Raw genomic sequence first — 23,454 nt, forward strand, 5'->3', positions numbered from 1 at the left:
GCCTGATCCAATTTCTTACAGTCATTGGAGTATAACCAGCTTGATACACCTGTTGGTTGGATAAGTGAGTCAGGCGTCACACTTGGCCGTATTGCTGCCCGTGCCTGAGCCAGCGATCCAGCAAAGGGCTGACATGCTCCGGCCAACGCTCCAGCAGCGCTTGCGCCGCATCACGCACGGCAGGCAGCAGGTCGGCATCGCGCATCAGGTCGGCGACCTTGAATTGCAACAGGCCGGTCTGGCGGGTGCCGAGCATTTCACCGGGGCCGCGCAGTTCGAGGTCTTTTTCGGCGATGATAAAACCGTCGTTGGTTTCGCGCATGATGCCCAGGCGCTGACGGCCAATCTGTGACAGCGGCGGGTGGTACAGCAGCACGCAGTGGCTGGCGGCGCTGCCCCGGCCGACACGGCCGCGCAGTTGGTGCAGTTGGGCCAGGCCCAGGCGTTCGGGGTTTTCGATGATCATCAGGCTGGCGTTGGGCACGTCCACGCCGACCTCAATCACCGTGGTGGCCACCAACAGTTGCAGGTTGCCAGCTTTGAACTCGGCCATCACCGCGGCTTTTTCCGCAGGCTTCATGCGCCCGTGGATCAGCCCGACCTTAAGTTCGCCCAGAGCGCTGGTGAGGTCTTCAAAGGTGGTTTCGGCGGCCTGGCAGGTCAGTTCTTCGGACTCTTCGATCAGCGTACACACCCAGTACGCCTGACGGCCTTCGGCGCAGGCGCCGCGCACGCGCTCGATCACTTCGACGCGGCGCGTGTCGGTGACCAGCACGGTGTTGACCGGGGTGCGGCCGGGCGGCAGCTCATCGAGGATCGAGGTGTCGAGGTCGGCGTAGGCGCTCATCGCCAGGGTGCGCGGGATCGGCGTGGCGGTCATGATCAACTGGTGCGGGTTCATGCGCCCGCCCACGCCTTTCTGGCGTAACGCGAGACGCTGCTGCACGCCGAAGCGGTGCTGTTCGTCGATGATCACCAGCGCCAGGTTCTTGAACTGCACTTCGTCCTGGAACAAGGCGTGAGTGCCCACCACCATCGGTGCGCCACCGGCGATCTGCTCCAGGGCGGCGGCACGCACCTTGCCCTTGAGCTTGCCGGCCAGCCACGCCACTTCCAGGCCCAAGGGTTCGAGCCAGCGCTTGAAGGTGATGAAGTGCTGTTCAGCGAGGATTTCGGTAGGCGCCATCAGCGCCACCTGGTAACCGGCTTCCAATGCCTGCAAGGCGGCGAGGGCGGCAACCACGGTCTTGCCCGCGCCCACGTCGCCCTGGATCAGGCGCAGCATCGGTTCATGCTGGCTGAGATCGTAGGCGATTTCATTACCTACCCGTTGCTGGGCGCCCGTCGGCGCAAAGCCAAGGTTGGCCAGGTATTGGGCGGGCAGGCGCGTGGCCTTGGGCATCGCCGGCGCGCGCAGGGAGCGCATGCTTTCGCGCAGGCGCTGCTGGGACAGTTGGTGGGTCAGCAGTTCTTCGAAGGCCAGGCGATGCTGAGCCCAGTGATGGCCCAGTGCAAGTTCGTCGACGTCAGCGTCGGCGGGTGGGTTATGCAGGTAGCGAATCGCATCGTCCAGCGGCGCCAGTTGATAGTCGCGCGCCAGCTCCAGAGGTAGCCAATCGGGCAGGCTTTTGGGGCCGAGCATCGTCAGCGTTTGCATACACAGCTGGCGCAGGCGTTGCTGGGTCAGGCCTTCAGTGAGCGGGTAGATCGGTGTGAGCGTGGTGTCGACCGGCGGCGGTTCGTCACCGGTGATGGCTCGGTATTCCGGGTGATAGATCTCCAGGCCCGATGCGCCGGGGCGCGCTTCGCCATAGCAACGCACGCGGGTACCACGCTTGAGGCCGTCCTTTTGCGCGTTGCTGAAATGGTAGAAGCGTAGGCTCAGGCCGCCCGTGCCGTCCTGCAGGCGCACGACTAAACTGCGGCGCTTGCCCATGACCACGTCGGCGCCGCTGACCGTGCCTTCGACCACCGCATCCTGCCCAGGGCGCAAGTGGCCGATGGGCACGACGCGTGTGCGGTCCTGATAACGCAGGGGCAGGTGGAACAGCACGTCCTGGAGGTTTTCCAGGCCGACCTTGGCCAACTTCTCGGCCATGGCGTCACCGACACCTTTAAGTGCCGTCACCGACACCTGCGACAGCTCAGTCATACGTTTGCTTAGCTCGCAGCAGGCGGTTTGGCCACCGAACACAGGCGGATCGAGTCGGCGAGGATCTCAATGGCTTTCGGGCGTGGGAAGCTCGCGCGCCAGGCAATCGCCACGGTACGGAACGGCACCGGTGGCGTGAGAGGGCGCACTTCGATCACGCCGGGAGCGTAGTGATGGCTGTCCACCGCCGACAGCGGCAGAATCGAAATGCCCAGGCCGGACGCGACCATGTGCCGGATGGTTTCCAGGGAGCTGGATTCCACGGTGGTGTGCTTGGCGCCGTCGTTGCCTTTGGTCAGGGTCGGGCAGGCTTCCAGTACCTGGTCGCGGAAGCAGTGGCCTTCGCCCAGCAGCAACAGGCTCTTGTCGTTGAGCAGGCCGGCGTCGATGGTGTCTTTCTGCGTCCACGGGTGGGAGGCCGGCATCAGCACGTAGAACGGCTCGTCGTAGAGCGGCAGGGTCAGCACGTCTGCTTCGTTGAACGGCAGGGCGATGATGATCGCGTCCAGCTCACCGTTGCGCAGTTTGTCGCGCAGTACGTGGGTAAAGTTTTCTTCGATATACAGCGGCATCTGCGGCGCAACGCGGTGCAGTTGCGGAATCAGATGCGGGAACAGGTATGGGCCGACGGTGTAGATGGCGCCGACTTTGAGCGGTGCGGTCAGCTGGTTCTTGCCGGCCTGGGCCAGCTCGCGAATGCTTTGCGCTTGCTCCAGTACCTTTTGGGCCTGGGCAACGATGCCTTCGCCCACCGGCGTGAGGCGCACGGCGCTCTTGCTGCGCTCGAAAATCAGCACACCGAGTTCGTCTTCAAGCTTTTTCACACCCACCGACAGCGTCGGCTGGCTGACATGGCAACGCTCGGCCGCGTGGCCGAAGTGCTGTTCTTGGGCGAGGGTCACGATGTAGCGTAATTCTGTAAGAGTCATAGCGGGCGTCCATGAGGTTGCGGGCCAAGCATACCGGCTGCAATCGATAGACGCACGTTATCAGACACTGTGGTGTTTACGACACCCGGTAATCGGGTGTCGTAAGTAAGCACTTAATTCTGTGGGTACTTGAAGGTGAAGGTTTCGGTGAAGGGAGACCACCATTCCGGTACGCCGGTTTCTTTGTCGACGTGATGGAAGAAACCTTTGATCTGCGGGCTCTCGTAACGCAGTACCACGGTGTAGGTGCCGGGGCCGTCCATCTTCACGTTGTTGGCGTAGTGGGCGCCGTCTTTGGCGACCATCGGCAGCAGGGTGCCGATTTCCTTGTAGTCCGGCGCGCCTTGCTTGACCAGCGAGTAACTGATGGTCAGGTACGGCACCCATTCACCGTTGGCCAGGCCGTATTTGTTGTCGGCGGTGGCGTGGACGTCGGTTTCCAGGTGCACCGAGTCCTTGCTCATGACCATGCCCGGCGGCATCGGCGCCATTTCGATGCCGACCAGGTAGGAGGATGCGATTTCCATGTCGTTGGCCTGTACCGGGCCGCCAATCGGATATTCGCGTGCCTGTGCCAGGGTCGACATGGCCACGGTGCCGGCCAATAGCAGCGCGGCAGCCAGGGGTTTGCTCAGGTGTTTCATTGGGTAGCTCCTTGGGAGGTGGAACGTGAGTGAATCAATCGGCTGCCCATCACCAAGAGCAGTAGCGTGGCGACCCAGGCAACCAGCTGCACACCCAGCGGTCGATCGGTGTAGCCCACCAGCGCTTGCAGCGCCCTGCCGGTGAGACTGGCGTCGGACACCAGCCAGGAGGTATCCCAGAGCTGATAGCCCCAGGCAGGAATCAGGTCGATGCCGGCAAGGATCGCGGCGGCGCGCCCGGCCATTCCGGCGGCGAGCAGGGCAATCATCCAGGAGGTGATCGAGAACAGGCGTTTCAGGCTGATGGCGACCAGGCCGCGATACAGCAGCCACGACAGCGCCGCGCCGGCAATGATGCCGAGCACGCCGCCGACCAGCATCGTCAGCGGGTCGGTCTGGGTCGAGGCGGCAATGCCGTAAAGGAACAGCACTATTTCCGAGCCTTCGCGCAACACTGCCACGGTGATCACCACGGCTAATGCCCAGAGCGATTTCTCCCCGCGCAGCACCGCATTGCCGGCGCTGCGCAATTGCGTCGCCAGTTCGCGCCCATGGGTGGCCATCCACAGGTTGTGCCAACCGAGCATGAGGACCGCCACGATCAAAATCGCTGCGTTGAAGATTTCCTGACCAAACCCTTGCAGCGCTTGGGTGATTGCACCAGTGAACAGCGCAAGCAGGCCGGCCCCGAGTACGCCGGCTGCGACTCCGCCGCCAATAAACAGGCCGCGGCGTGCCAGGCCCTGAGTGGCGGCCATGATGATCCCGACCACAATCCCGGCTTCCAGCACTTCACGAAACACGATCAATAGACACGCGAGCATGGGCTACTCCTTCGGCGCGACGGCGGTGACCGTGCCTTTGGCCTGGTCTGGGTGGTAGTCATCGAAAAAGGTGTAGGTGCCAGGGTGCAGCGGGCCGGCGAAAACCGTGATGGTGTTGCCGGGGACGATGATTTTCTCGAACTTCATGTCATAGCTTTCGAACTCATCCACGCTCTCGTCATGGCTGGTGAGTTGAATACGAAAGCGTTCGCCCGCCGGCACTTCGAAACTTGAAGGGGTGAAGGTGTGGTTTTGAATGTTTAGCGTGACCAGGCGATCCGCATGGGCGGCGAGCGGAAACGCGAGCAGGGCGAGGGTCAATCGGGCGAGGTTGGGCACACCGGATATCCACTAATGAGAACTATTCGCGGATGATTGGCATTGTAATTAAATGTTACAAGTGAAGATTGCGCCGACGCGAAGCCTGTTCAATCCAGGTTCAGGTTGGCGGGTGTGAGAGAGGAGGGAGCAGCAACCGTGGGCACCCGACAGGTGCCCACGCAGAGGGTTAACGACGACGTTTTTCGATGTTGTAAACAAACGGCGCGACGATTTCGACGCTGCCGCCTTTCAGCATGTCGGCCGGTGGCTTGGGCAAGGGCTGGGCACGACGGATCATGTCCAGAGTCGCACGGTCCAGATCGGCGTTGCCGGAGCGGCCCACCAATTCGTAGGACAGCACGTTGCCTTCAGCATCGACCACAAAGCGCAGGCGGTTCAAGCCTTCCTTGCCGCGCTGTTGGGCGCCTGGCGGGTACTTCTTGTACTTCTGCAAGTGCGCCAGCAGGGTGCCTTCCCAGGACGCTTTGGCTGCGATCTGTTGTGGCGAAGGGCCCGGAACCGGCTGGGCGGACTTTTCAGCCGGCGCATTGTTTTGTGGCGATTCGCTCGGCGGCTCTTCGGAGGGTTTTTCCTTGGGCGGCTCGGGCTTCTTCTCCACCGGCTTGGGCGGCTGAGGTTTGGGTTTTGGCTTGACCGGCTTGGGCACCTGGATCGTTGGCTTCGGCGCCTCGGCCAGTTTTGGCAGGGGCAGCTCTTCCACGGGGGCAGGCGGCTGTGGCAGCGTGACAACCTTGGGCGGCGCCGGCGGTGGCGGTGCAGGCATCGGCGCCAGGTCGATGACCATGGCCGCCGGTGGCAACGTTACCGGATGCGGCGCGGACCACTGGAGCGCGATGATGATCGCGACGGCATGCACGCCCAGCACGACGGCGAGGCTGGTGCCATAACGCGTCAGTTTGTGGCGCGTCGTGATCATTTCTTGGCTGCCGTCTCAAGTCCGACCAGGCCTACCTTGAGGTAGCCGGCTGCGCGCAGCGCATCCATCACGCTCATCAGGTCGCCGTAGTCCACGCCTTTGTCGGCCTGGAAGAAGATCGTCGTGTCTTTCTTGCCCTGGGTCTTGGCGTCGAGCACCGGGCCCAGGGTTTCAGCTTTGACTTCTTCTTCGCCCAGGAACAGACGTTGGTCTGCCTTGACGCTGAGGAAAATCGGCTTCTCTGGCCGCGGCGCAGGCTTGGCGCTGGACGCGGGCAGGTCGACCTTGATATCCACGGTCGCCAGCGGCGCGGCCACCATGAAGATAATCAGCAGCACGAGCATTACGTCGATAAACGGCGTGACGTTGATCTCGTGGTTCTCGACGAGTTCGTCGTCGCCTTGATTCAAATGCAGGCCCATGGCCGATTACCCCACTTTCACCATGTGCGGTTGCGAGCTGCGCTCGGTAGGCAGGTGATCGAGGTCGCGGCTGACCAGCAGCAGGACTTCTGCCGACGCGTCCGATACCTGGGCCTTGTAGCCGGCAATCGAACGGGCGAAGACGTTGTAGATCACCACCGCAGGAATCGCGGCAACCAGGCCCAGGGCGGTTGCCAGCAGGGCTTCGGCAATGCCGGGGGCGACGACGGCGAGGTTGGTGGTCTGGGTTTTGGCGATGCCGATAAAGCTGTTCATGATGCCCCACACGGTGCCGAACAGGCCGACAAACGGTGCGGTGGAACCGATGGTGGCGAGTACGCCGGTGCCGCTGCTCATGTTACGGCCACAGGCTGCAACCAGGCGTTCGAGGCGGAAGCTGACGCGCTCCTTGATCCCTTCTTTTTCGCGGGTATTGACCGACAGGCGCATTTCTTCCAGCGCGTCGTGTACCAGCAGGTTGGCCAGGGTGCCCTTCTTGGTCGCACTGTCGCTGGCTTCCTTGAGGGTGGTGGCTTTTTTCAGGTGGACGATTTCAGTGCGCAGGCGGCGCTTGGCCCCCAGCAGCTCGAAGCCCTTGGCGATCCAGATGGTCCAGGTGATGATCGAGGCGATGGCCAGGCCGATCATCACGGCTTTTACCACCACGTCAGCGTTCTGGTACATGCCCCAAGGCGACAGGTCATGGGCCATGCCCAGGCTGTTGTCTTCTTCCAGCACTACACCGGTTTGGTCGGCAGGTGCTGCGTCGCCTGCAGCCTGGGCCGGGTCGGTGGCAACCGGCGCAGCCACAGGAGCGGCAGGCGTGGCGCCAGTGTGCTCGGCAGCAGCCGGTGCGGTTGGGGCGGTGGCATCAGCGAAGGCGGCGGTCGGTGCCAGCAGTACGCTGAACAGCAGCGCAGCAATCGCACGCCAGGCGCGGGATGGGCTGTGAAGCTTGGTTGGCGAAGCGGGGTTTGTATTACGTGTCATGCTGGCCGGACCTGAGAGAAAAAATGGAGTGATCGTCCTGCCAGACCCTTGGGGGTCGAGGACAAATGGGCGGTTATTATTGCAAGTAATTCTTGTTAACAGAAGTAATACAGTTACTTTATTTCTCCTTTTTCTGGCCGCTCGTCATCTGCGAAGGCTAATCTAGACCTTTAAGAACGGAGTTTTATGATGTCTGCGCCTTCTGTTGTGATTGCCGGTTGCGGCGATGTGGGTAGTCGGCTGGCTAGCCAATTGCTGGCCTCGGAATGGGAGGTTCACGGCCTGCGCCGTGATATTTCAAAGCTCCCCGATGGCGTGATCGGTATTGCCGGCGACCTGTTCAAAAAGGATTGCCCTGAGACCTGGCCGATCGGTGCAGTGGATTACCTGGTGTATTGCGCAGCCGCCACCGACCACGATGAGGCCGGGTATCGTGCGGCATACGTGCAAGGGTTGCAGCATGTGCTGGAGTGGCTGAACGACTACGGCCAAACGCCCAAACATTTGCTGTTTGTGTCCAGCAGCAGCGTGTATGGCCAGCAGAATGGTGAGTGGGTCGACGAAACCTCCGAGACCCAAGCGAAAGGCTATTCCGGCCAGGTCATGTTGGAAGCCGAGCAAGTGGCTCTCAACAGCGGTATCCCGTCGAGCATCGTGCGCTTGACCGGTATTTACGGTCCTGGCCGTGAATGGCTGCTGACCCAGGTGCGCCAAGGCTATCGTGTGGCAATCGATCCACCTTTATATGGCAACCGGATTCACGCCGATGATGCGGCAGGTTTGCTGGCCTTTTTGCTACGCCATATTGAGCAGGGCGGCTCGCTGGAAAAAATCTACATCGGTGTCGACGATGCCCCAGCGCCCTTGGCGGAGGTGGTGGGCTGGTTGCGCGAATACCTGGGCGTGACGGAGTGGGCGGATGACGCCAGTGTAAGACGTGCAGGCAGCAAGCAATGCAGCAACGCCCGGGCCAAGGCGTTGGGCTGGATGCCGACCTACCCGACTTATCGCGAAGGCTATGCTGCGATTCTCAAGGGCTGAAACAAAAAAATGCGGGAGCTGGCTTGCCTGCGATAGCGAAGTATCAGTCGACATCTATCTCGACTGAACCACCGTCATCGCAGGCAAGCCGGCTCCCACATTTGGTTCTATTTCTTCTCAAGCAGCCATTGGCGCGGGCCGGGTGTGAACTGCGGCACTTCGTCGGCCAGGGCGGTGTTGATCGCCTGGAAGATTTCCAGCTGCTTGCCTTTGCGCGCGAAGATCCACGGGTTGCCCTGGCCGTTCAATTGCAGCCAGATACTGTCGTAGCCGCCGCTCATGGAGGCGCAGTCGCCAGCCAGGCACAGCGAGTAGCGGTCGACGCCTGGCAGGCCGGCGACCTTGCCGTCGGCCTGGAACTGCACCGTGGAGCCGCTGCCGTTGCCGTCGGTAATTTTCCAGTCGCCGCCCATGTAGGCTGCATATAGCGCCCGCTCGAAGTTGGCACCCAGTGGCGCACCTTCCGGAGCGGGATCCTTGGCACGGGCGAACAGTTGCTCAGGCTCGTTATCGTTGGCCACTTGCAGCAGTTGTTTGCCTTTGCGCTTGAGTTCGGTGGCGGAGCTGCCGTAGAACTCGACGCTCCAGGCGCCGGATTTATCGCCGAGCAATTTGCCTTCAACGACTTCAAAGCCGTTGTAGTAGCGCGCCTGCAAAGCCTTGGTGTTGACCTCCCATTCGAGGTTCGGGCCAAAACTCTGCAGCGCTTCACGCAAAGGGCCGCCCTTGGCTGCCGCGCTGATGGCGGCCTGGTTGATCCAGGTGCCACTCACATCCAGGTCGGCGGGGTTGCTGGCGCAGCCGCCGAGCAACAGGGCGAGCAACGAAGTGGCTACAAGCGCTTTGCGCATCATGAAATCCTTCTGAAACAAAGTCGGCGCAGCCTGTAGAGGCTGCGCCGGGTGTTTTATTCGATGACCAGGATCGCGTCCATCTCAACCTGTGCGCCCTTTGGCAGGGCGGCAACGCCGATGGCGGCGCGGGCTGGGTACGGCTGTTCGAAGTACTTGCCCATGATCTCGTTGACCTTGGCGAAGTGGCTCAGGTCGGTGAGGAAGATGTTCAGCTTGACGATGTCCTTGAACGAACCACCGGCGGCTTCGGCTACGGATTTCAGGTTTTCGAAGACTTGTACGGTTTGCGCTTCAAAGCCTTCAACCAGTTCCATGGTCTTTGGGTCCAGCGGAATCTGGCCGGACATGTAGACGGTGTTACCCGCCTTGATCGCCTGGGAGTAAGTGCCGATGGCGGCCGGGGCCTTGTCGCTGGTGATAACAGTCTTGGTCATGAGTTGCTCCTTGTAAGAGAGGGGCTATGCACGCATGCGGGTGATGCGGATCACTCCGGTCAGGGCGCGCAGTTTCTTGATCACGCGGGCCAGGTGCACGCGGTCGTGCACGCTGACCACCAGCTGGACTACGCTGATGCGGCCATCGCGTTCATCCATACTGATTTTTTCGATATTGCCGTCGGCCGCGTTGACGCTGCTGGCCAGCAAGGCGATCAGGCCGCGCTGATGCTCCAGCTCTACACGCAGCTCGACGTTGAATTCGCCGGTGACATCCTTGGCCCAGGAAAGCTGGATGCATTTCTCCGGGTTGTGGCGGATTTCGGTGATATTGCGGCAGTTGTCCAGGTGCACCACCATGCCTTTGCCCGCCGACAGGTGGCCGACAATCGGGTCGCCCGGGATCGGCGTACAGCATTTGGCGTAGCTGAGTACCAGGCCTTCGGTGCCGCGAATCGCCAGCGGGCCTTCCGGGCTTGGCAACTGTTCGCCTTCGCCGAGCAAGCGGCGTGCGACTACATAGGCCATGCGGTTGCCCAAGCCGATATCTTCCAGCAGGTCCTCGATGGTTTCCTGGCGGTACTCGTGGAGCATCGCTTGCACGCGCTCGGCCGGGATCTTGTCCAGGGCGCTGTCAAAACCGTTGAGGACCTTGTTCAGCAGGCGTTCGCCGAGGCTGATGGATTCGGAGCGGCGTTGCAACTTCAGGGCGTGGCGGATGTGTGTCCGCGCTTTACCGGTAACCACGAAGTTGAGCCAGGCCGGGTTCGGGCGCGCGCCGGGTGCACTGACAATCTCGACCGTGGAGCCGCTTTGCAGCGGTTCGGACAGCGGTGCGAGGCGACGGTTGATCCGGCAGGCAATGCAGCTGTTACCGACGTCGGTGTGCACCGCGTAGGCAAAGTCGACCGCCGTGGAGCCTTTGGGCAGCTCCATGATTCGGCCTTTGGGCGTGAACACGTAGACCTCGTCCGGGAACAGGTCGATCTTCACGCTTTCGATAAATTCCAGGGAGTTGCCGGCACGTTGCTGCATTTCCAGCACGCCTTTGACCCACTGGCGAGCACGGGCGTGAGTGCCCTTTGGCTGTTCGTCACCGCTGGACTTGTACAGCCAGTGGGCGGCGATGCCATTGTTGGCCATCTCTTCCATTTCCCGCGTACGGATCTGTATCTCGATCGGCACCCCGTGCATACCGAACAACGTGGTATGCAACGACTGATAGCCGTTGGCCTTGGGAATGGCGATGTAGTCCTTGAAGCGCCCCGGCAAGGGTTTGTACAGATTATGTACAGCGCCCAGCACGCGGTAGCAGGTGTCTACCTTGTCGACGATGATCCGGAACGCGTACACGTCCATGATCTCGTTGAAGGCCCGGCGCTTGCCGCGCATCTTCTTGTAGATACCGTAGATGTGCTTCTGCCGGCCGCTGACTTCGCCTTCAATCTCGTCGATCGCCAGGCAGTGGCTCAGCGACTCTTCGATCTTGTTGACGATTTCCTTGCGGTTGCCCCGTGCGCGCTTGACCGCCTGGTAGATGCGCGCCGAGCGCATTGGGTGCATGGCCTTGAAGCCGAGGTCTTCGAATTCGATACGAATGGCATGCATGCCCAGCCGATTGGCGATGGGCGCGTAGATTTCCAGGGTTTCCTTGGCGATGCGCCGGCGTTTTTCACCGGACAGCACTTCCAGCGTGCGCATGTTGTGCAGCCGGTCGGCCAGCTTGACCAGAATCACACGGATATCCCGCGCCATGGCCATGGCCATTTTCTGGAAGTTTTCTGCCTGGGCTTCGGCCTTGGTCTCGAAGTTCATCTGGGTCAGTTTGCTGACCCCGTCGACCAGTTCGGCCACGGTTTCACCAAATTGCGCGCTGAGCGCTTCCTTGGCGATGCCGGTGTCTTCGATCACGTCATGCAGCATCGCGGCCATCAGGCTCTGATGGTCCATGTGCATGTCGGCAAGAATATTTGCCACCGCAAGAGGATGGGTGACATACGCCTCACCGCTTCGGCGGCGTTGGCCGTCGTGGGCTTGTTCGGCGTAGAAATACGCTCGGCGGACCAGGTTGACCTGGTCTGGGCCGAGGTAGGCCGATAAGCGATCGGCGAGGGCGTCTATGCTCGGCAAAGTATGAACTCCTGCCGTTGGCTGTGACCCCGCGCCGTGCTACGTCGACCAGGCATAGGCTTAGACGGCCTCGTTGGACTCGTCCTCGAACGCTGCAAACAGCGGTTCGTCTTCAACGATTTCAGCGTTGGCGATGAACTCGTAGCTCATCAGGCCTTCAGCGATTTCACGCAGGGCTACAACGGTAGGCTTGTCGTTTTCCCACTGGACCAGGGGCTCTTTGCCGCCGGTGGCCAGTTGACGGGCACGCTTGGTAGAGAGCATGACCAGCTCAAAGCGGTTATCCACGTGTTCTAGGCAGTCTTCAACGGTTACGCGGGCCATGGTATTCCTCGGAGCGAATGCAAGATGCGCGCTGCCCGGTTGGGCGAGCGGACTAAACAGTTTAAAAAATCACCAGCGTTTAGGGAAGCGCTGATTTTTCCCGCGCCCTCGCAAAACCGCTACAAGTGCCAATGTAAAGCCCTCGCAGCGGTTTTGGGAAGAGCCAATCAACCGAGCAGTTCAGCCAGTAATTTGCCAAAACGCTGCTGTTGACGCTTTTGCTGGAGCTGATTGGTGCGGAAAATCGCCTTCAAATCATCCAGTGCGTGGGCAAAATCGTCGTTGATGATCAGGTAGTCGTAGTCGACGTAGTGGCTCATTTCGCTGACAGCTTCGCGCATGCGGCCTTCGATGATCTCGTCGCTGTCCTGGCCACGGTTGGTCAGACGCTGGTGCAACGCCTCCAAAGACGGCGGCAGGATGAAGATCGAACGCGCTTTGGGCATCAGCTGGCGCACTTGTTCGGCGCCCTGCCAGTCGATTTCCAGGATCAGATCGTGGCCTTCGTCCAGCGTCTGCTGCAGGTGGCTTTGCGAGGTGCCATAGAGGTTGCCGAACACTTCGGCGCGTTCCAGGAAGTCGCCGTGTTCGATCATCTTGACGAATTCGGTGCGCTCGACGAAGTGATAGTGCACGCCGTTCACTTCACCGGGGCGCATGGCGCGGGTGGTGTGCGAGACCGAGATGCGGATGTGTTCGTCGGCGTCGGTCAAGGCTTTGACCAGGCTGCTCTTGCCCGCGCCCGAAGGGGCGGAAATGATGTAAAGGGTGCCGGTGCTGTGGGTCATGGAAGTTGCCTTACTCAATATTCTGTACTTGTTCGCGCATCTGCTCGATCAACACTTTGAGGTTGACCGCAGCCGTGGTACTGCGCGGATCAAACGCCTTGGAGCCCAGTGTATTGGCTTCGCGGTTGAGTTCCTGCATCAGGAAGTCCAGGCGCCGACCGGCGGCACCCGCTGATTTGAGCACGCGGCGCACTTCAAGGATGTGGGTGCTAAGGCGGTCGAGTTCTTCGGCCACGTCGCTTTTTTGCGCCAGCAGCACCATTTCCTGCTCCAGGCGCACGGGGTCGAGGTCGGCCTTCATGTCGGTGAAGCGGTCCAGAACCTTTTGACGCTGGGTAGCGAGCATCTGCGGCACCAGCTCGCGCAGGGTGACCACGTCTTCTTCGATCGAAGTCAGGCGCTCATTGATCAGGCGGGCCAGTTCGGCGCCTTCGCGCTCGCGGCCGGCCTTGAGCTCTTTCAATCCCTGGGTGAACAGCGCGAGGGCTTCGGCGTTCAGGGCTTGCGGGTCGGTGGCGTCAGCCACCAGCACGCCGGGCCAGGCCAGCACTTCCAGCGGGTTCAGCGCAGCAGGCTGTTTGATCAGGCCGGCGATGGTTTCGGCGGCGGCTACCAGCTGCGCGGCGCGGTCACGGTCGACCTGCAGCGGCTTGCCGGTGGTTTCTTCGGTAAACCGCAGGGTGCATTCCAGCTTGCCCCGCGAGATACCCTGGCGCAACGCTTCACGCACGGCGCCTTCGAGGTCGCGGAACGACTCCGGCAGGCGCAGGTGCGGCTCCAGGTAACGGCTGTTGACCGAGCGCAGTTCCCAGCTCAGGGTGCCCTGGACGCCGGCTTTTTCGACGCGGGCGAAGGCGGTCATGCTGTGCACCATGGAAGTACCTCGCGATGCAGACCCGCAAATGCGGGCTGATGAGTAAATTTGAAGCCGACAGGCTGCGAAGGCGCAGGATTGTAGCGCAGTGGGGTGAGTGCGCCCAAACAATGGGCATTAGTCTGAACATTCGTAACCGAATTTTTTAGAAGTGCCCCGAAACGGTTCGCGGCTCTATAATGCTCGGCAGTTTTTCGTCCTTCGTACAGGTATCCCCTATGAAACGTCCAAGTGGTCGCGCTGCCGATCAGCTCCGCTCGATCCGCATCACCCGCAACTACACCAAACACGCCGAGGGATCTGTACTGGTCGAGTTTGGCGATACCAAGGTGATTTGCACCGTCAGCGTCGAAAACGGCGTGCCGCGTTTCCTTAAAGGCCAGGGTCAGGGTTGGTTGACTGCCGAGTACGGCATGCTGCCGCGCGCCACCGGCGAGCGTAACCAGCGTGAAGCCAGCCGTGGCAAGCAAGGCGGCCGCACCCTCGAAATCCAGCGCCTTATCGGCCGCTCGCTGCGCGCCGCCCTGGACATGTCCAAGCTGGGCGACGTGACCCTGTACGTCGACTGCGACGTCATCCAGGCGGACGGGGGCACCCGCACCGCCTCCATCACTGGCGCCATGGTGGCCCTGGTTGATGCGCTTAAAGTGATCAAGAAGCGCGGCGGCCTCAAAGGCGGCGACCCGCTCAAGCAGATGATCGCTGCCGTGTCGGTTGGCATGTATCAGGGCGAGCCTGTGCTGGACCTGGACTACCTGGAAGACTCGGCTGCCGAGACCGACCTGAACGTGGTGATGACCAGCACCGGTGGTTTCATCGAAGTGCAGGGCACCGCCGAAGGCGCGCCATTCCAGCCGGCCGACCTGAACGCCATGCTCGCCCTGGCCCAGAAAGGCATGACCGAAATCTTCGAACTGCAGAACGCCGCCCTGGCCGACTGAGCCCGCCTCAAGGAGAAGCGCCATGAATGACAGCCAGTTGCCCGCACCTACGCCTTCCTACGAAGTGCGCCAGGGAGCCATGTTGTGTCATCTCGCGGCGTTTCTGGGGTTTGTGTTCCCCTTCGGCAGTGTCGTGGGGCCGCTGATCCTGTGGCAGATGAAGAAGGAAGTGGACCCGTTCATTGATGATCAGGGCAAGGAAGCCCTGAACTTCCAGATCACCGTGGCCATCGCCTGGATGGTGTGCATCGTGCTGGCCTTCGCGGTAATCGGGTTTTTCCTGATGGTCGCCCTGGCCATTGCCACGGTGGTGCTGACGATCATCGGCAGCATCAAGGCCAACAAGGGGATTGCCTATCGCTACCCCTTGACCTGGCGAGTGGTCAAATAATGAGCAGGCACAAAAAAACCGACAGCGATGTCGGTTTTTTTGTGCCTGGAAAAAGACCTTAGATGGTCAGTGTCCAGTCGTAGTCCACGATCAGCGGCGCATGCTGCGAGAAGCGCGGCTGGCGCGGCAGGCGTGCGCTGCGAACGAACCGGCGCAGACCCGGGGTCAGCAACTGGTAGTCGAAACGCCAGCCCAGGTTGAGCATCTCAGCCTGTTCGTTATCCGGCCACCAGCTGTACTGGTCGCCTTCACGGCTGACTTCGCGCAGGGCATCCACATAGCCCATGTTGCCGACAATCTCGTCCATCCAGGCCCGTTCAGGCGCCAGGAAACCCGGGGATTGCTGGCTGTCGCGCCAGTTCTTGATATCCAGCTTCTGTTGCGCCACGTACAGCGAGCCACAGTAAATGTACTCGCGACGTTTGCGTCGCTGTTTATCCAGATAACGGGCGAAATCGTCCATTAGCTTGAACTTCTGGTTCAAGTCTTCATCGCCGTTCTGCCCCGAAGGAAGCAGCAAGGTCGCGATGCTGACCTTGTCGAAATCGGCTTGCAGGTAGCGCCCGTAGCGGTCGGCTGTCTCGAAGCCGAGGCCGCTGATGACCGCCTTGGGTTGCAACCGTGAGTACAGAGCCACGCCACCTTGGGCAGGGACTTCGGCATCACAGGCATAAAGGAAGTAGCCATCCAGTTGGAAGGCTGGGTCGTCCAGTTCAAAGGCGGAGGCGCGGGTGTCCTGCAGGCAGATGACGTCGGCATTCTGTGCTTGCAGCCAACTGAGCAAACCACGCTCGACTGCAGCCTGAATACCATTGACGTTCACACTGATGATCCGCATAAATGGCCCCAAAAATCGCGTGCGTGTATGATACACGCCGTCTACCTAATTAGCTAAATCCGTGGTATCTGAGGCTTTTTTCATGCAGGCGTATCAACGCGATTTCATTCGTTTTGCCATCGATCGCGGCGTTTTACGCTTCGGTGAGTTCACGTTGAAGTCCGGGCGCACCAGCCCTTACTTCTTCAATGCAGGCTTGTTCAACTCGGGTTCGGCCCTCGCTCAGCTGGGTCGTTTCTACGCGGCCGCCATCGTCGACAGCGGTATTTCCTTCGACGTGCTGTTCGGCCCAGCCTACAAGGGCATCCCTTTGGCGGCCGCTACGGCGGTGGCTTTGGCTGAACATCATGAGCTGGATTTGCCATGGTGCTTCAACCGCAAAGAGGCAAAGGCCCATGGCGAAGGCGGCAGCCTGGTCGGTGCCCCGCTCAAGGGCGACGTGCTGATCATCGATGACGTGATCACCGCCGGTACCGCCATCCGTGAAGTGATGCAGATCATCGCGTCCCAGGAAGGCGCCAAGGCCGCCGGCGTGCTGATCGCGCTGAACCGCCAGGAGCGCGGCAACGGTGAGCTGTCGGCAATCCAGGAAGTGGAGCGTGATTTCGGTATTCCGGTGGTGAGCATCGTGTCGCTGAACCAGGTGCTGCAATACCTGGAAGATGACGCGCAGCTCAAGCAGCATTTGCCGGCGGTGCGTGCGTATCGCGAGCAATTCGGCGTCTGACACGGAACACCTGTGGGAGCGGGCTTGCTCGCGAATACGGTGGGTCAGAAACATATCCGGTGACTGACCCACCGCTTTCGCGAGCAAGCCCGCTCCCACATTTGGACCGAGTACCCACAAAAGGCCCCGCTCAACTGGATTGAGCGGGGCCTTTTGTTTTCGCCGTTTAAGGACGCTTGCGGTTACTGATCAGCGTGCCCACACCGGTATCGGTGAAAATTTCCAGCAGGATCGCATTCGGCACGCGGCCATCCAGGATCAGCGAGCTGCCCACGCCGCCTTGCACGGCTTCCAGCGCGCAGCGGATCTTCGGCAGCATGCCGCCGTAGATGGTGCCATCGGCGATCAGTTCGTCCACTTGTTGAGTGGTCAAACCGGTCAACACCTTGCCTTCCTTATCCATCAGGCCGGCGATGTTGGTCAGCAGCATCAGCTTCTCGGCTTTCAGTGCTTCAGCCACCTTACCGGCCACCAGATCGGCGTTGATATTGTAGGACTCACCGTTGGCGCCCACGCCGATTGGCGCGATCACCGGAATGAAATCGCCCTTGACCAACAGGTTGAGCAAGTCGGTGTTGATGCCGATCACTTCGCCTACCTGGCCGATGTCGATGATTTCCGGCTGGGTCATTTCCGGCGTCTGGCGGGTCACCGTCAGTTTTTTCGCGCGGATCAGCTCCGCGTCCTTGCCGGTCAGGCCGATGGCGCTGCCGCCGTGGCGGTTGATCAGGTTGACGATGTCCTTGTTGACCTGGCCACCCAGGACCATTTCCACCACGTCCATGGTTTGCGCGTCAGTGACGCGCATGCCATCGATGAAGTGGCTCTCGATCGACAAGCGCTTGAGCAGGTCGCCGATTTGCGGGCCGCCACCATGGACGACCACCGGGTTGATCCCCACGGCTTTCATCAACACGATGTCGCGGGCAAAACCGGTTTTCAGCTCGTCGCTTTCCATGGCATTGCCGCCGTACTTGATCACCAGCGTCTTGCCGACGTAGCGTCGAATGTAAGGCAACGCTTCGGACAGGACCTTGGCAGTATTGGCAGCGGCTTCGCGTTCGAGGGTCATTCAGGGCTCCGGTAAAAAATCAGAACGGTAATTGGAGATCAGGGGCAACACGTTTCAACTGGGCGTGGAACACGTCCTTGATGCGCTGCAACTGCGCCTCGGTATCCGCCTCGAAGCGCAGGACCAGCACCGGCGTGGTGTTGGACGCGCGAACCAGGCCCCAGCCTTTGGCGTAATCGACTCGCACACCATCAATGGTGGTCAGGTTGGCGCCTTCGCCCCATTGCGCATCGTGCAGTGCGTCAATGATGCTGAATTTGCTCTCCTCGGTCACATGTATATTGATCTCTGGCGTAGAAATATCGTTCGGGAAGGTCTGAAACAGCTCTTGCGCCGTGGATTTTTCCTTGCTGAGGATCTCCAGCAGACGGGCGGCGCTGTAAATGCCGTCGTCGAAACCGAACCAGCGCTCTTTGAAGAACACGTGGCCGCTCATTTCACCGGCCAACAGCGCGCCGGTTTCCTTCATTTTCTTTTTGATCAACGAATGACCGGTCTTCCACATTAGCGGGCGACCGCCATATTCCTTGATCAACGGCGTGAGGCGGCGGGTGCACTTCACGTCGAAGATGATTTCGGCGTTGGCGTTGCGCGCCACCACGTCACGGGCAAACAGCATCAGCAGGCGGTCGGCGAACACGTTTTCGCCGGTGTTGGTCACCACGCCAACTCGGTCGCCGTCACCGTCGAAAGCCAGGCCCACGTCGGCGCCGGTTTCCTTGACTTTGGCGATCAAGTCCACCAGGTTTTCAGGCTTGCCTGGGTCCGGGTGATGGTTGGGGAAGTTGCCGTCGACGTCGCAGAACAGCGGGATCACTTCACAGTTGAGGGCTTCGAGCAGTTGCGGAGCGATCACGCCAGCCGCGCCGTTGCCGCAGTCCACCACCACTTTCAGGCGGCGCGCGAGTTTGACGTCGCCGGTGATCTGGTCAGAGTAGCGTTGCAGGATGTCGACTTTGGTGACACTGCCTTTGCCGCTGGTCAGGTCGTTGGTCTTGAGGCGATCGTGCAGGGCCTGGATCTGTTCGTTGGCCAGGGTGTCACCGGCGATCACGATCTTGAAGCCGTTGTAGTCCGACGGGTTATGGCTGCCGGTGAGCATCACCCCTGACTTGCCGGCCAGTACGTTGGCCGCGTAGTACAGCGCCGGTGTCGGCACCAGGCCGACGTCGCTGACGTGGCAACCGCTGTCGGCGAGGCCCTGGATCAGTTGTTCCACCAACTCCGGGCCGGACAAGCGGCCATCACGGCCTACCGAGACATTGGGCTCGCCCTGGGCCAGGCTCTGGGCACCGATGGCGCGGCCGATCCAGTAGGCGGTTTCGGCGGTCAGGGTCTTGGGCACGACGCCACGAATGTCGTAGGCGCGGAAGATGCTGTCGGGGAATGTCGGGGCTACTCGGGCTGCGGTACTCATCGCGGGGGTGAACTCCATCTGAAGGGGGCAAAGCTGGCCTTAAAGTGGCTGACCGGCAGGCTCAAACTGAAGGGTATGACGGTGTTTTCGGCAGAGAGTTCGTGGTGCAAAAATGCCATCGGCGTGTCGATGCACTTTCGGAAAATGCGTAATGCATTGATTTCGTTATGGAAATCTCGCTGAATAAATCCGCACATTCTTCATCCTGAATAGCCATGCGGTGGCGTCTTGCCGGACAAATGCGTCCGGCAAGGTTCAGCTTAGTCAGTGGCTGCCGGAATGCCCAAAACCACCTGCGCCGCGCTGAGTTTCGTCGAACTCCTGCACCAGTTCGAAGTGTGCCTGTACCACCGGTACCAGCACCAACTGGGCGATGCGCTCGCCGACAGCGATGTTGAACGCGGTGTTGCCACGGTTCCAGCACGACACCATCAATTCGCCCTGATAGTCCGAATCGATCAGGCCTACGAGGTTGCCCAGCACGATGCCATGTTTGTGGCCCAGGCCGGAGCGCGGCAGGATCAATGCCGCCAGGCCTGGGTCGCCGACGTAGATCGACAGGCCGGTAGGAATCAGGATTGTCTGGCCCGGCTCAAGCACGGTGTCTTGCTTGAGCATGGCGCGCAGGTCCAGGCCGGCGGAGCCTGGAGTGGCGTAGGCCGGCAGAGGAAATTCGTTGCCGATGCGAGGGTCGAGGATCTTGGCTTGCAAAGCGTGCATGTAAATTAAACCTGGTTCAGCCGTTGGGCGATAAATGAGATCAGTTGACGGGCAATCTTGCCCTTGCTGGTCTGGGCGAAAAGGGTGGCGTGCAGCTCGCGGTCGATCACGCTGCAAGCATTTTCCTCGCTGTTGAAGCCGATGCTCGGGTTGGCGACATCATTGGCAACGATCAAGTCGAGGTTTTTGTCTTTCAACTTGCGTGCGGCGTAGTCCAGCAAGTGCTCGGTTTCGGCGGCGAAACCGACGCTGAATGGACGGTCCGGGCGTGTGGCGATGGTGGCCAGGATGTCCGGGTTGCGCACCATTTGCAGGAGCAGGCCGTCACCGCTTGTAGGGTCTTTCTTAAGCTTTTGCGGGGCGACAACCTCCGGGCGGTAGTCTGCAACCGCTGCCGAGGCGATAAACAGGTCGCAGGGAATGGCCGCTTCACAGGCCGCCAGCATGTCCCGGGCGCTGACTACGTCGATTCGCGTGACGCGATCGGGTGTTGGCAAGTGCACCGGGCCGGTGATCAGGGTGACGCGTGCGCCTGCCTCGACCGCAGCTTCGGCCAAGGCAAAGCCCATTTTTCCTGAGCTATGGTTGGTGATGTAACGCACCGGGTCGATGTTTTCCTGGGTCGGGCCGGCGGTAATCAGCACATGTTTGCCCGTGAGAGCCAGGTGCTGAAAGCACTCGGCGGCGCACAGCGCGAGGTCGGTGGCCTCAAGCATGCGGCCCATGCCCACGTCGCCACAGGCCTGGCTGCCCGAAGCCGGGCCAAACACTTTGAGGCCGCGACTTTGCAGGAGTTGGGTGTTGGCCTGGGTGGCCGGGTCGCGCCACATGGCCTGGTTCATGGCCGGTGCGATGGCGACGGTGGCGTCGGTGGCCAGTACCAGAGTGGTCAGCAGGTCATCGGCGATGCCCTGGGCCAGGCGGGCGATCAGGTCGGCGGTGGCCGGGGCGATCAACACCAGGTCGGCCCATTTGGCCAGCTCGATGTGGCCCATGGCGGCTTCGGCCGCCGGGTCCAACAGGTCCAGGTGAACCGGGTGGCCAGACAGGGCCTGCATGGTCAGCGGGGTGATGAACTCACTGCCACCACGGGTCATGACCACGCGCACTTCGGCGCCCTGGTCCAGGAGCCTGCGAACCAGTTCTGCGCTCTTGTAGGCGGCAATGCCGCCGCCGACGCCGAGAACGATGCGTTTCCGATACAGACGCTGCATTGGTTTGCCTTTCCAGTTCAGTGATGCCGGTTCAGTGACGCCTGCGATGCCCCCTCCCCAGGGGAAATCACATGCAAAAAAGAGGGCTTAAGATAACACAGCGACCGCCAGGCAACAGCGGCGCGCGTGCAGAGGGAGGTGGGATGAGTATTCGCGATTGGCCTGTGGCGGAACGCCCACGGGAGAAGCTTTTGGAATGGGGCGCGGCGAGTCTGTCGGATGCCGAGTTGTTGGCGATCTTCCTGCGTACCGGGGTTTCCGGCAGAAGCGCAGTCGACCTGGCGCGCCATCTATTGGCGCAATTCGGTGGTCTGCGCCCGCTGTTGGAGGCCAGCCAGACCCTGTTCAGCCAGCACTTGGGGCTGGGGCCGGCGAAATTTGCCCAGTTGCAGGCGGTGCTGGAAATGTCTCGGCGGCATATGGCCGAACGCTTGCGTGACGACTCGGTACTGGAAAGCCCGCTGGCCGTACGTGAGTACCTTAAGGCGTTGCTGCGCCACGAGCCCCACGAGATATTCGGCTGCCTGTTTCTTGACTCAAAGCACCGGGTGCTGGGCTTTGAGGCGCTGTTTGAGGGCACCATCGACACGGCCATCGTTTATCCGCGACAAGTGGTCAAGCGCGCGCTCGCTTACAACGCGGCGGCGCTGATCCTGTGCCATAACCATCCGTCCGGGAGCGTCGAACCGAGTGCGGCTGATCGAAAATTAACCAAGATATTGCAGAAGGCCTTGGAGTCGGTGGATGTGCGGGTGCTCGACCACATCATCGTGGGCGATGGCGACCCGCTGTCGATGGCGGAATACGGGTGGTTATAGCCCCGCCCATTGGTACGGGGCCGGCTCTCAAGGCTTGACGCTGACCTTGGAGAAGTCCTGGCGCCCAAATGGGCTCACCTGATAGCCATTGATATTCTTGCGTGCCAGAGCGAACGCAGTGGGGTGCGCCAATGGCAGCCACAGCGCCTGCTGCTGAATCTGTGCCTGGGCCTGTTGGTAGAGCTTGCTGCGCACACCTTGTTCACTGGTGGTCTTGCCGGCGCTGATCAGCTTGTCCAGGGTCGGGTCGCAGTAGCGGGCGAAGTTGGTGCCGGATTTTACCGCTGCGCACGAGAACTGCGGGGTGAGGAAGTTATCCGGGTCGCCATTGTCACCGGCCCAGCCCATGAACAACAGGTCATGTTCGCCGGCTTTGGCGCGGCGGATCAGTTCACCCCACTCGATCACGCGAATCTCGGCCTGGATGCCGACCTTGGCCAGGTCCGCTTGCAGCAACTGAGCGCCTAGGTTGGGGTTGGGGTTCAGCAGGCTGCCGGTGGGGCGAGTCCAGATGGTGGTCTTGAAGCCATTCTTGAGTCCGGCTCTTTCCAGCAGCGTTTTGGCCTTGGCGATGTCCTGTGGATAACCCGGCAAGTCCTTGGCGTAGCTCCAGGTATTGGGTGGGTAAATGCCATTGGCCGCTTCGGCGGTGCCTTCAAATACGGCCTTGAGGTAGCTGCCTTTGTCGAAAGCCAGGTTGATCGCCTGGCGCACTTCGGGTTTGTCCAGCGGCGGGTGCTGGCTGTTGATCGCGACGAATGCGGTCATGAAAGCCGGGGTTTTTTCTACTTTGAGCGCGGGATCTTTTTCGGCCTCACCCACATCCAGTGGCTTGGGTGACAGGGCGATCTGGCATTCATCGCGGTGCAGCTTTTGCAGGCGCACGTTGGCATCCGGGGTGATGGCGAAGATCAAGTTATCCACAGCCGGTTTGCCGGCAAAGTAATCCGGGTTGGCTTTATAGCGGACCACGGCGTCTTTCTGGAACCGTACAAACACGAACGGGCCGGTGCCGATTGGCTGGCTGTTGAGTTTTTCGGGCGTGCCGGCCTTGAGCAGCTTGTCGGCGTATTCGGCCGGGTAAATCGAGGCAAAACCCATGCTCAACGCGGCGAGGAAAGTGGAATCGGCGTGATCCAGGGTGAAGCGCACGGTCAATGGGTCCAGGGCGTCGATCTTCTTGACCAGTGTGGGCAATTGCAGCGACTGCGCATGGGGGAAGCCGCTCTGGGCGATCTTGTGCCATGGGTTGGCCGGGTCGAGCATGCGCTCAAAACTGAAGCGCACGTCTTCGGCCGTCAGGGTGCGGCTTGGGGTGAAATACTCGGTGCGGTGGAATTTCACGTCAGGGTGCAGCTTGAAGGTGTACACCAGCCCGTCCGGCGACACTTCCCAGCTGTCCGCCAGGCTCGGCACCAGTTTGCCGGCGGTGGCGTCGTAGTCCACCAGGCGGTTCATCAGCACGTCGGCCGAGGCATTGGTGGTGGTCAGCGAGTTGTACTGCACCACATCGAACCCTTCGGGGCTGGCCTCGGTGCAAACGCTCAAATTAGTGGCCGCAGAGGCCAGCGGCGCGATAAATAGAGGGGCGAGCAATAGGGGTAGGGCAGCGAGGCGCATATTCGGTTTCCTTTGCAGATCGAAGGCCCATC

The 23,454-nt window shown here is 60.9% G+C and carries 24 protein-coding genes and 1 pseudogene; 5 read left to right on the plus strand and 20 right to left on the minus strand.

Annotated features, from left to right (window positions below; genetic code table 11):
* Window positions 1–76: 76 nt before the first annotated feature.
* The 8 genes from recG to exbB all read right to left on the minus strand — a co-directional run bounded on the left by recG (window position 77) and on the right by exbB (window position 7,219).
* Window positions 77–2,152 (minus strand): ATP-dependent DNA helicase RecG, encoded by a 2,076-nt coding sequence (recG, locus tag AOA59_RS16060; protein WP_065931937.1) that lies wholly within the window; start codon window positions 2,150–2,152, stop codon window positions 77–79.
* An 8-nt stretch (window positions 2,153–2,160) separates the two neighbouring features.
* Complete coding sequence (locus tag AOA59_RS16065; protein ID WP_015886540.1) at window positions 2,161–3,081, minus strand: hydrogen peroxide-inducible genes activator; 921 nt, start codon at window positions 3,079–3,081, stop codon at window positions 2,161–2,163.
* Window positions 3,082–3,194: 113 nt separating this feature from the next.
* Window positions 3,195–3,725, minus strand: coding sequence for an iron transporter (locus AOA59_RS16070; protein ID WP_069787135.1), 531 nt, complete (start codon window positions 3,723–3,725; stop codon window positions 3,195–3,197).
* On the minus strand, window positions 3,722–4,549 hold the full coding sequence (locus AOA59_RS16075; RefSeq protein WP_065931907.1) for an FTR1 family protein: 828 nt from the start codon (window positions 4,547–4,549) through the stop codon (window positions 3,722–3,724). Before AOA59_RS16075 ends, AOA59_RS16070 begins: the two co-directional genes overlap by 4 nt.
* A gap of 3 nt (window positions 4,550–4,552) precedes the next feature.
* Window positions 4,553–4,888, minus strand: coding sequence for a cupredoxin domain-containing protein (locus AOA59_RS16080; RefSeq protein ID WP_170875876.1), 336 nt, complete (start codon window positions 4,886–4,888; stop codon window positions 4,553–4,555).
* A gap of 169 nt (window positions 4,889–5,057) precedes the next feature.
* Complete coding sequence (locus tag AOA59_RS16085) at window positions 5,058–5,807, minus strand: energy transducer TonB (protein ID WP_099488283.1); 750 nt, start codon at window positions 5,805–5,807, stop codon at window positions 5,058–5,060.
* The gene (gene exbD / locus AOA59_RS16090) at window positions 5,804–6,229 is read right to left on the minus strand and encodes a TonB system transport protein ExbD (protein ID WP_003195519.1); all 426 of its coding nucleotides are present in this window, start codon (window positions 6,227–6,229) and stop codon (window positions 5,804–5,806) included. The genes AOA59_RS16085 and exbD overlap by 4 nt, the downstream gene beginning before the upstream one ends.
* Window positions 6,230–6,235: 6 nt before the next feature.
* On the minus strand, window positions 6,236–7,219 hold the full coding sequence (exbB, locus tag AOA59_RS16095; RefSeq protein WP_065931905.1) for a tonB-system energizer ExbB: 984 nt from the start codon (window positions 7,217–7,219) through the stop codon (window positions 6,236–6,238).
* Window positions 7,220–7,408: 189 nt separating this feature from the next.
* Here exbB and AOA59_RS16100 point away from each other — a divergent pair, with 189 nt between their 5' ends.
* A complete protein-coding gene (locus AOA59_RS16100) occupies window positions 7,409–8,260 on the plus strand; it encodes an SDR family oxidoreductase (protein ID WP_099488285.1) in 852 nt (283 codons plus the stop codon).
* Window positions 8,261–8,367: 107 nt separating this feature from the next.
* Here the strand turns inward: AOA59_RS16100 and AOA59_RS16105 are convergent, their stop codons facing one another.
* The 6 genes from AOA59_RS16105 to AOA59_RS16130 all read right to left on the minus strand — a co-directional run bounded on the left by AOA59_RS16105 (window position 8,368) and on the right by AOA59_RS16130 (window position 13,664).
* Window positions 8,368–9,111, minus strand: a complete 744-nt coding sequence (locus AOA59_RS16105) for a hypothetical protein (protein ID WP_099488286.1) — start codon at window positions 9,109–9,111, stop codon at window positions 8,368–8,370.
* A 56-nt stretch (window positions 9,112–9,167) separates the two neighbouring features.
* Window positions 9,168–9,548 (minus strand): RidA family protein, encoded by a 381-nt coding sequence (locus AOA59_RS16110; RefSeq protein WP_003176922.1) that lies wholly within the window; start codon window positions 9,546–9,548, stop codon window positions 9,168–9,170.
* A gap of 24 nt (window positions 9,549–9,572) precedes the next feature.
* Window positions 9,573–11,678: a bifunctional GTP diphosphokinase/guanosine-3',5'-bis pyrophosphate 3'-pyrophosphohydrolase gene (gene spoT, locus AOA59_RS16115; RefSeq protein WP_056860838.1), complete on the minus strand. Its 2,106-nt coding sequence runs from the start codon at window positions 11,676–11,678 to the stop codon at window positions 9,573–9,575.
* Between the two features lie 60 nt (window positions 11,679–11,738).
* Window positions 11,739–12,002: a DNA-directed RNA polymerase subunit omega gene (rpoZ, locus tag AOA59_RS16120; RefSeq protein WP_003176920.1), complete on the minus strand. Its 264-nt coding sequence runs from the start codon at window positions 12,000–12,002 to the stop codon at window positions 11,739–11,741.
* 167 nt (window positions 12,003–12,169) lie between these two features.
* Window positions 12,170–12,790 (minus strand): guanylate kinase, encoded by a 621-nt coding sequence (gmk, locus tag AOA59_RS16125; RefSeq protein ID WP_065931902.1) that lies wholly within the window; start codon window positions 12,788–12,790, stop codon window positions 12,170–12,172.
* 10 nt (window positions 12,791–12,800) lie between these two features.
* On the minus strand, window positions 12,801–13,664 hold the full coding sequence (locus AOA59_RS16130; RefSeq protein ID WP_056860836.1) for a YicC/YloC family endoribonuclease: 864 nt from the start codon (window positions 13,662–13,664) through the stop codon (window positions 12,801–12,803).
* A gap of 218 nt (window positions 13,665–13,882) precedes the next feature.
* On the opposite strand from AOA59_RS16130, the gene rph reads away from it, so the two are divergent.
* On the plus strand, window positions 13,883–14,605 hold the full coding sequence (rph, locus tag AOA59_RS16135) for a ribonuclease PH (RefSeq protein ID WP_003213280.1): 723 nt from the start codon (window positions 13,883–13,885) through the stop codon (window positions 14,603–14,605).
* A gap of 22 nt (window positions 14,606–14,627) precedes the next feature.
* On the plus strand, window positions 14,628–14,996 hold the full coding sequence (locus AOA59_RS16140) for a DUF4870 domain-containing protein (protein ID WP_065931900.1): 369 nt from the start codon (window positions 14,628–14,630) through the stop codon (window positions 14,994–14,996).
* A 58-nt stretch (window positions 14,997–15,054) separates the two neighbouring features.
* On the opposite strand, the gene AOA59_RS16145 is transcribed toward AOA59_RS16140, so the two are convergent.
* The gene (locus AOA59_RS16145; RefSeq protein WP_003176915.1) at window positions 15,055–15,834 is read right to left on the minus strand and encodes an exodeoxyribonuclease III; all 780 of its coding nucleotides are present in this window, start codon (window positions 15,832–15,834) and stop codon (window positions 15,055–15,057) included.
* 82 nt (window positions 15,835–15,916) lie between these two features.
* Between AOA59_RS16145 and pyrE the strand changes: the two genes are divergently transcribed.
* Window positions 15,917–16,561 (plus strand): orotate phosphoribosyltransferase, encoded by a 645-nt coding sequence (gene pyrE / locus AOA59_RS16150; RefSeq protein ID WP_017135848.1) that lies wholly within the window; start codon window positions 15,917–15,919, stop codon window positions 16,559–16,561.
* A 166-nt stretch (window positions 16,562–16,727) separates the two neighbouring features.
* Here pyrE and argB read toward each other — a convergent pair whose 3' ends face one another.
* The 4 genes and pseudogenes from argB to coaBC form a co-directional block, all read right to left on the minus strand.
* Window positions 16,728–17,633, minus strand: coding sequence for an acetylglutamate kinase (argB, locus tag AOA59_RS16155; RefSeq protein WP_015886532.1), 906 nt, complete (start codon window positions 17,631–17,633; stop codon window positions 16,728–16,730).
* A gap of 19 nt (window positions 17,634–17,652) precedes the next feature.
* Window positions 17,653–19,074: pseudogene (locus AOA59_RS16160) on the minus strand (phosphomannomutase/phosphoglucomutase); the annotation flags it as partial.
* 240 nt (window positions 19,075–19,314) lie between these two features.
* Window positions 19,315–19,770, minus strand: coding sequence for a dUTP diphosphatase (dut, locus tag AOA59_RS16170; protein WP_056860833.1), 456 nt, complete (start codon window positions 19,768–19,770; stop codon window positions 19,315–19,317).
* 5 nt (window positions 19,771–19,775) lie between these two features.
* Window positions 19,776–20,984 carry a bifunctional phosphopantothenoylcysteine decarboxylase/phosphopantothenate--cysteine ligase CoaBC gene (coaBC, locus tag AOA59_RS16175; protein WP_015886530.1) on the minus strand — a complete coding sequence of 403 codons (1,209 nt, stop codon included), beginning with the start codon at window positions 20,982–20,984 and terminating at the stop codon, window positions 19,776–19,778.
* Window positions 20,985–21,127: 143 nt separating this feature from the next.
* Here coaBC and radC point away from each other — a divergent pair, with 143 nt between their 5' ends.
* On the plus strand, window positions 21,128–21,802 hold the full coding sequence (gene radC, locus AOA59_RS16180; protein WP_056860832.1) for a DNA repair protein RadC: 675 nt from the start codon (window positions 21,128–21,130) through the stop codon (window positions 21,800–21,802).
* A 27-nt stretch (window positions 21,803–21,829) separates the two neighbouring features.
* Here the strand turns inward: radC and AOA59_RS16185 are convergent, their stop codons facing one another.
* Complete coding sequence (locus AOA59_RS16185) at window positions 21,830–23,422, minus strand: ABC transporter substrate-binding protein (protein WP_056860831.1); 1,593 nt, start codon at window positions 23,420–23,422, stop codon at window positions 21,830–21,832.
* Between the last annotated feature and the right edge of the window lie 32 nt (window positions 23,423–23,454).

The organism is Pseudomonas sp. 2822-15, from assembly GCF_002742515.1.
GTDB lineage: Bacteria > Pseudomonadota > Gammaproteobacteria > Pseudomonadales > Pseudomonadaceae > Aquipseudomonas > Aquipseudomonas salomonii.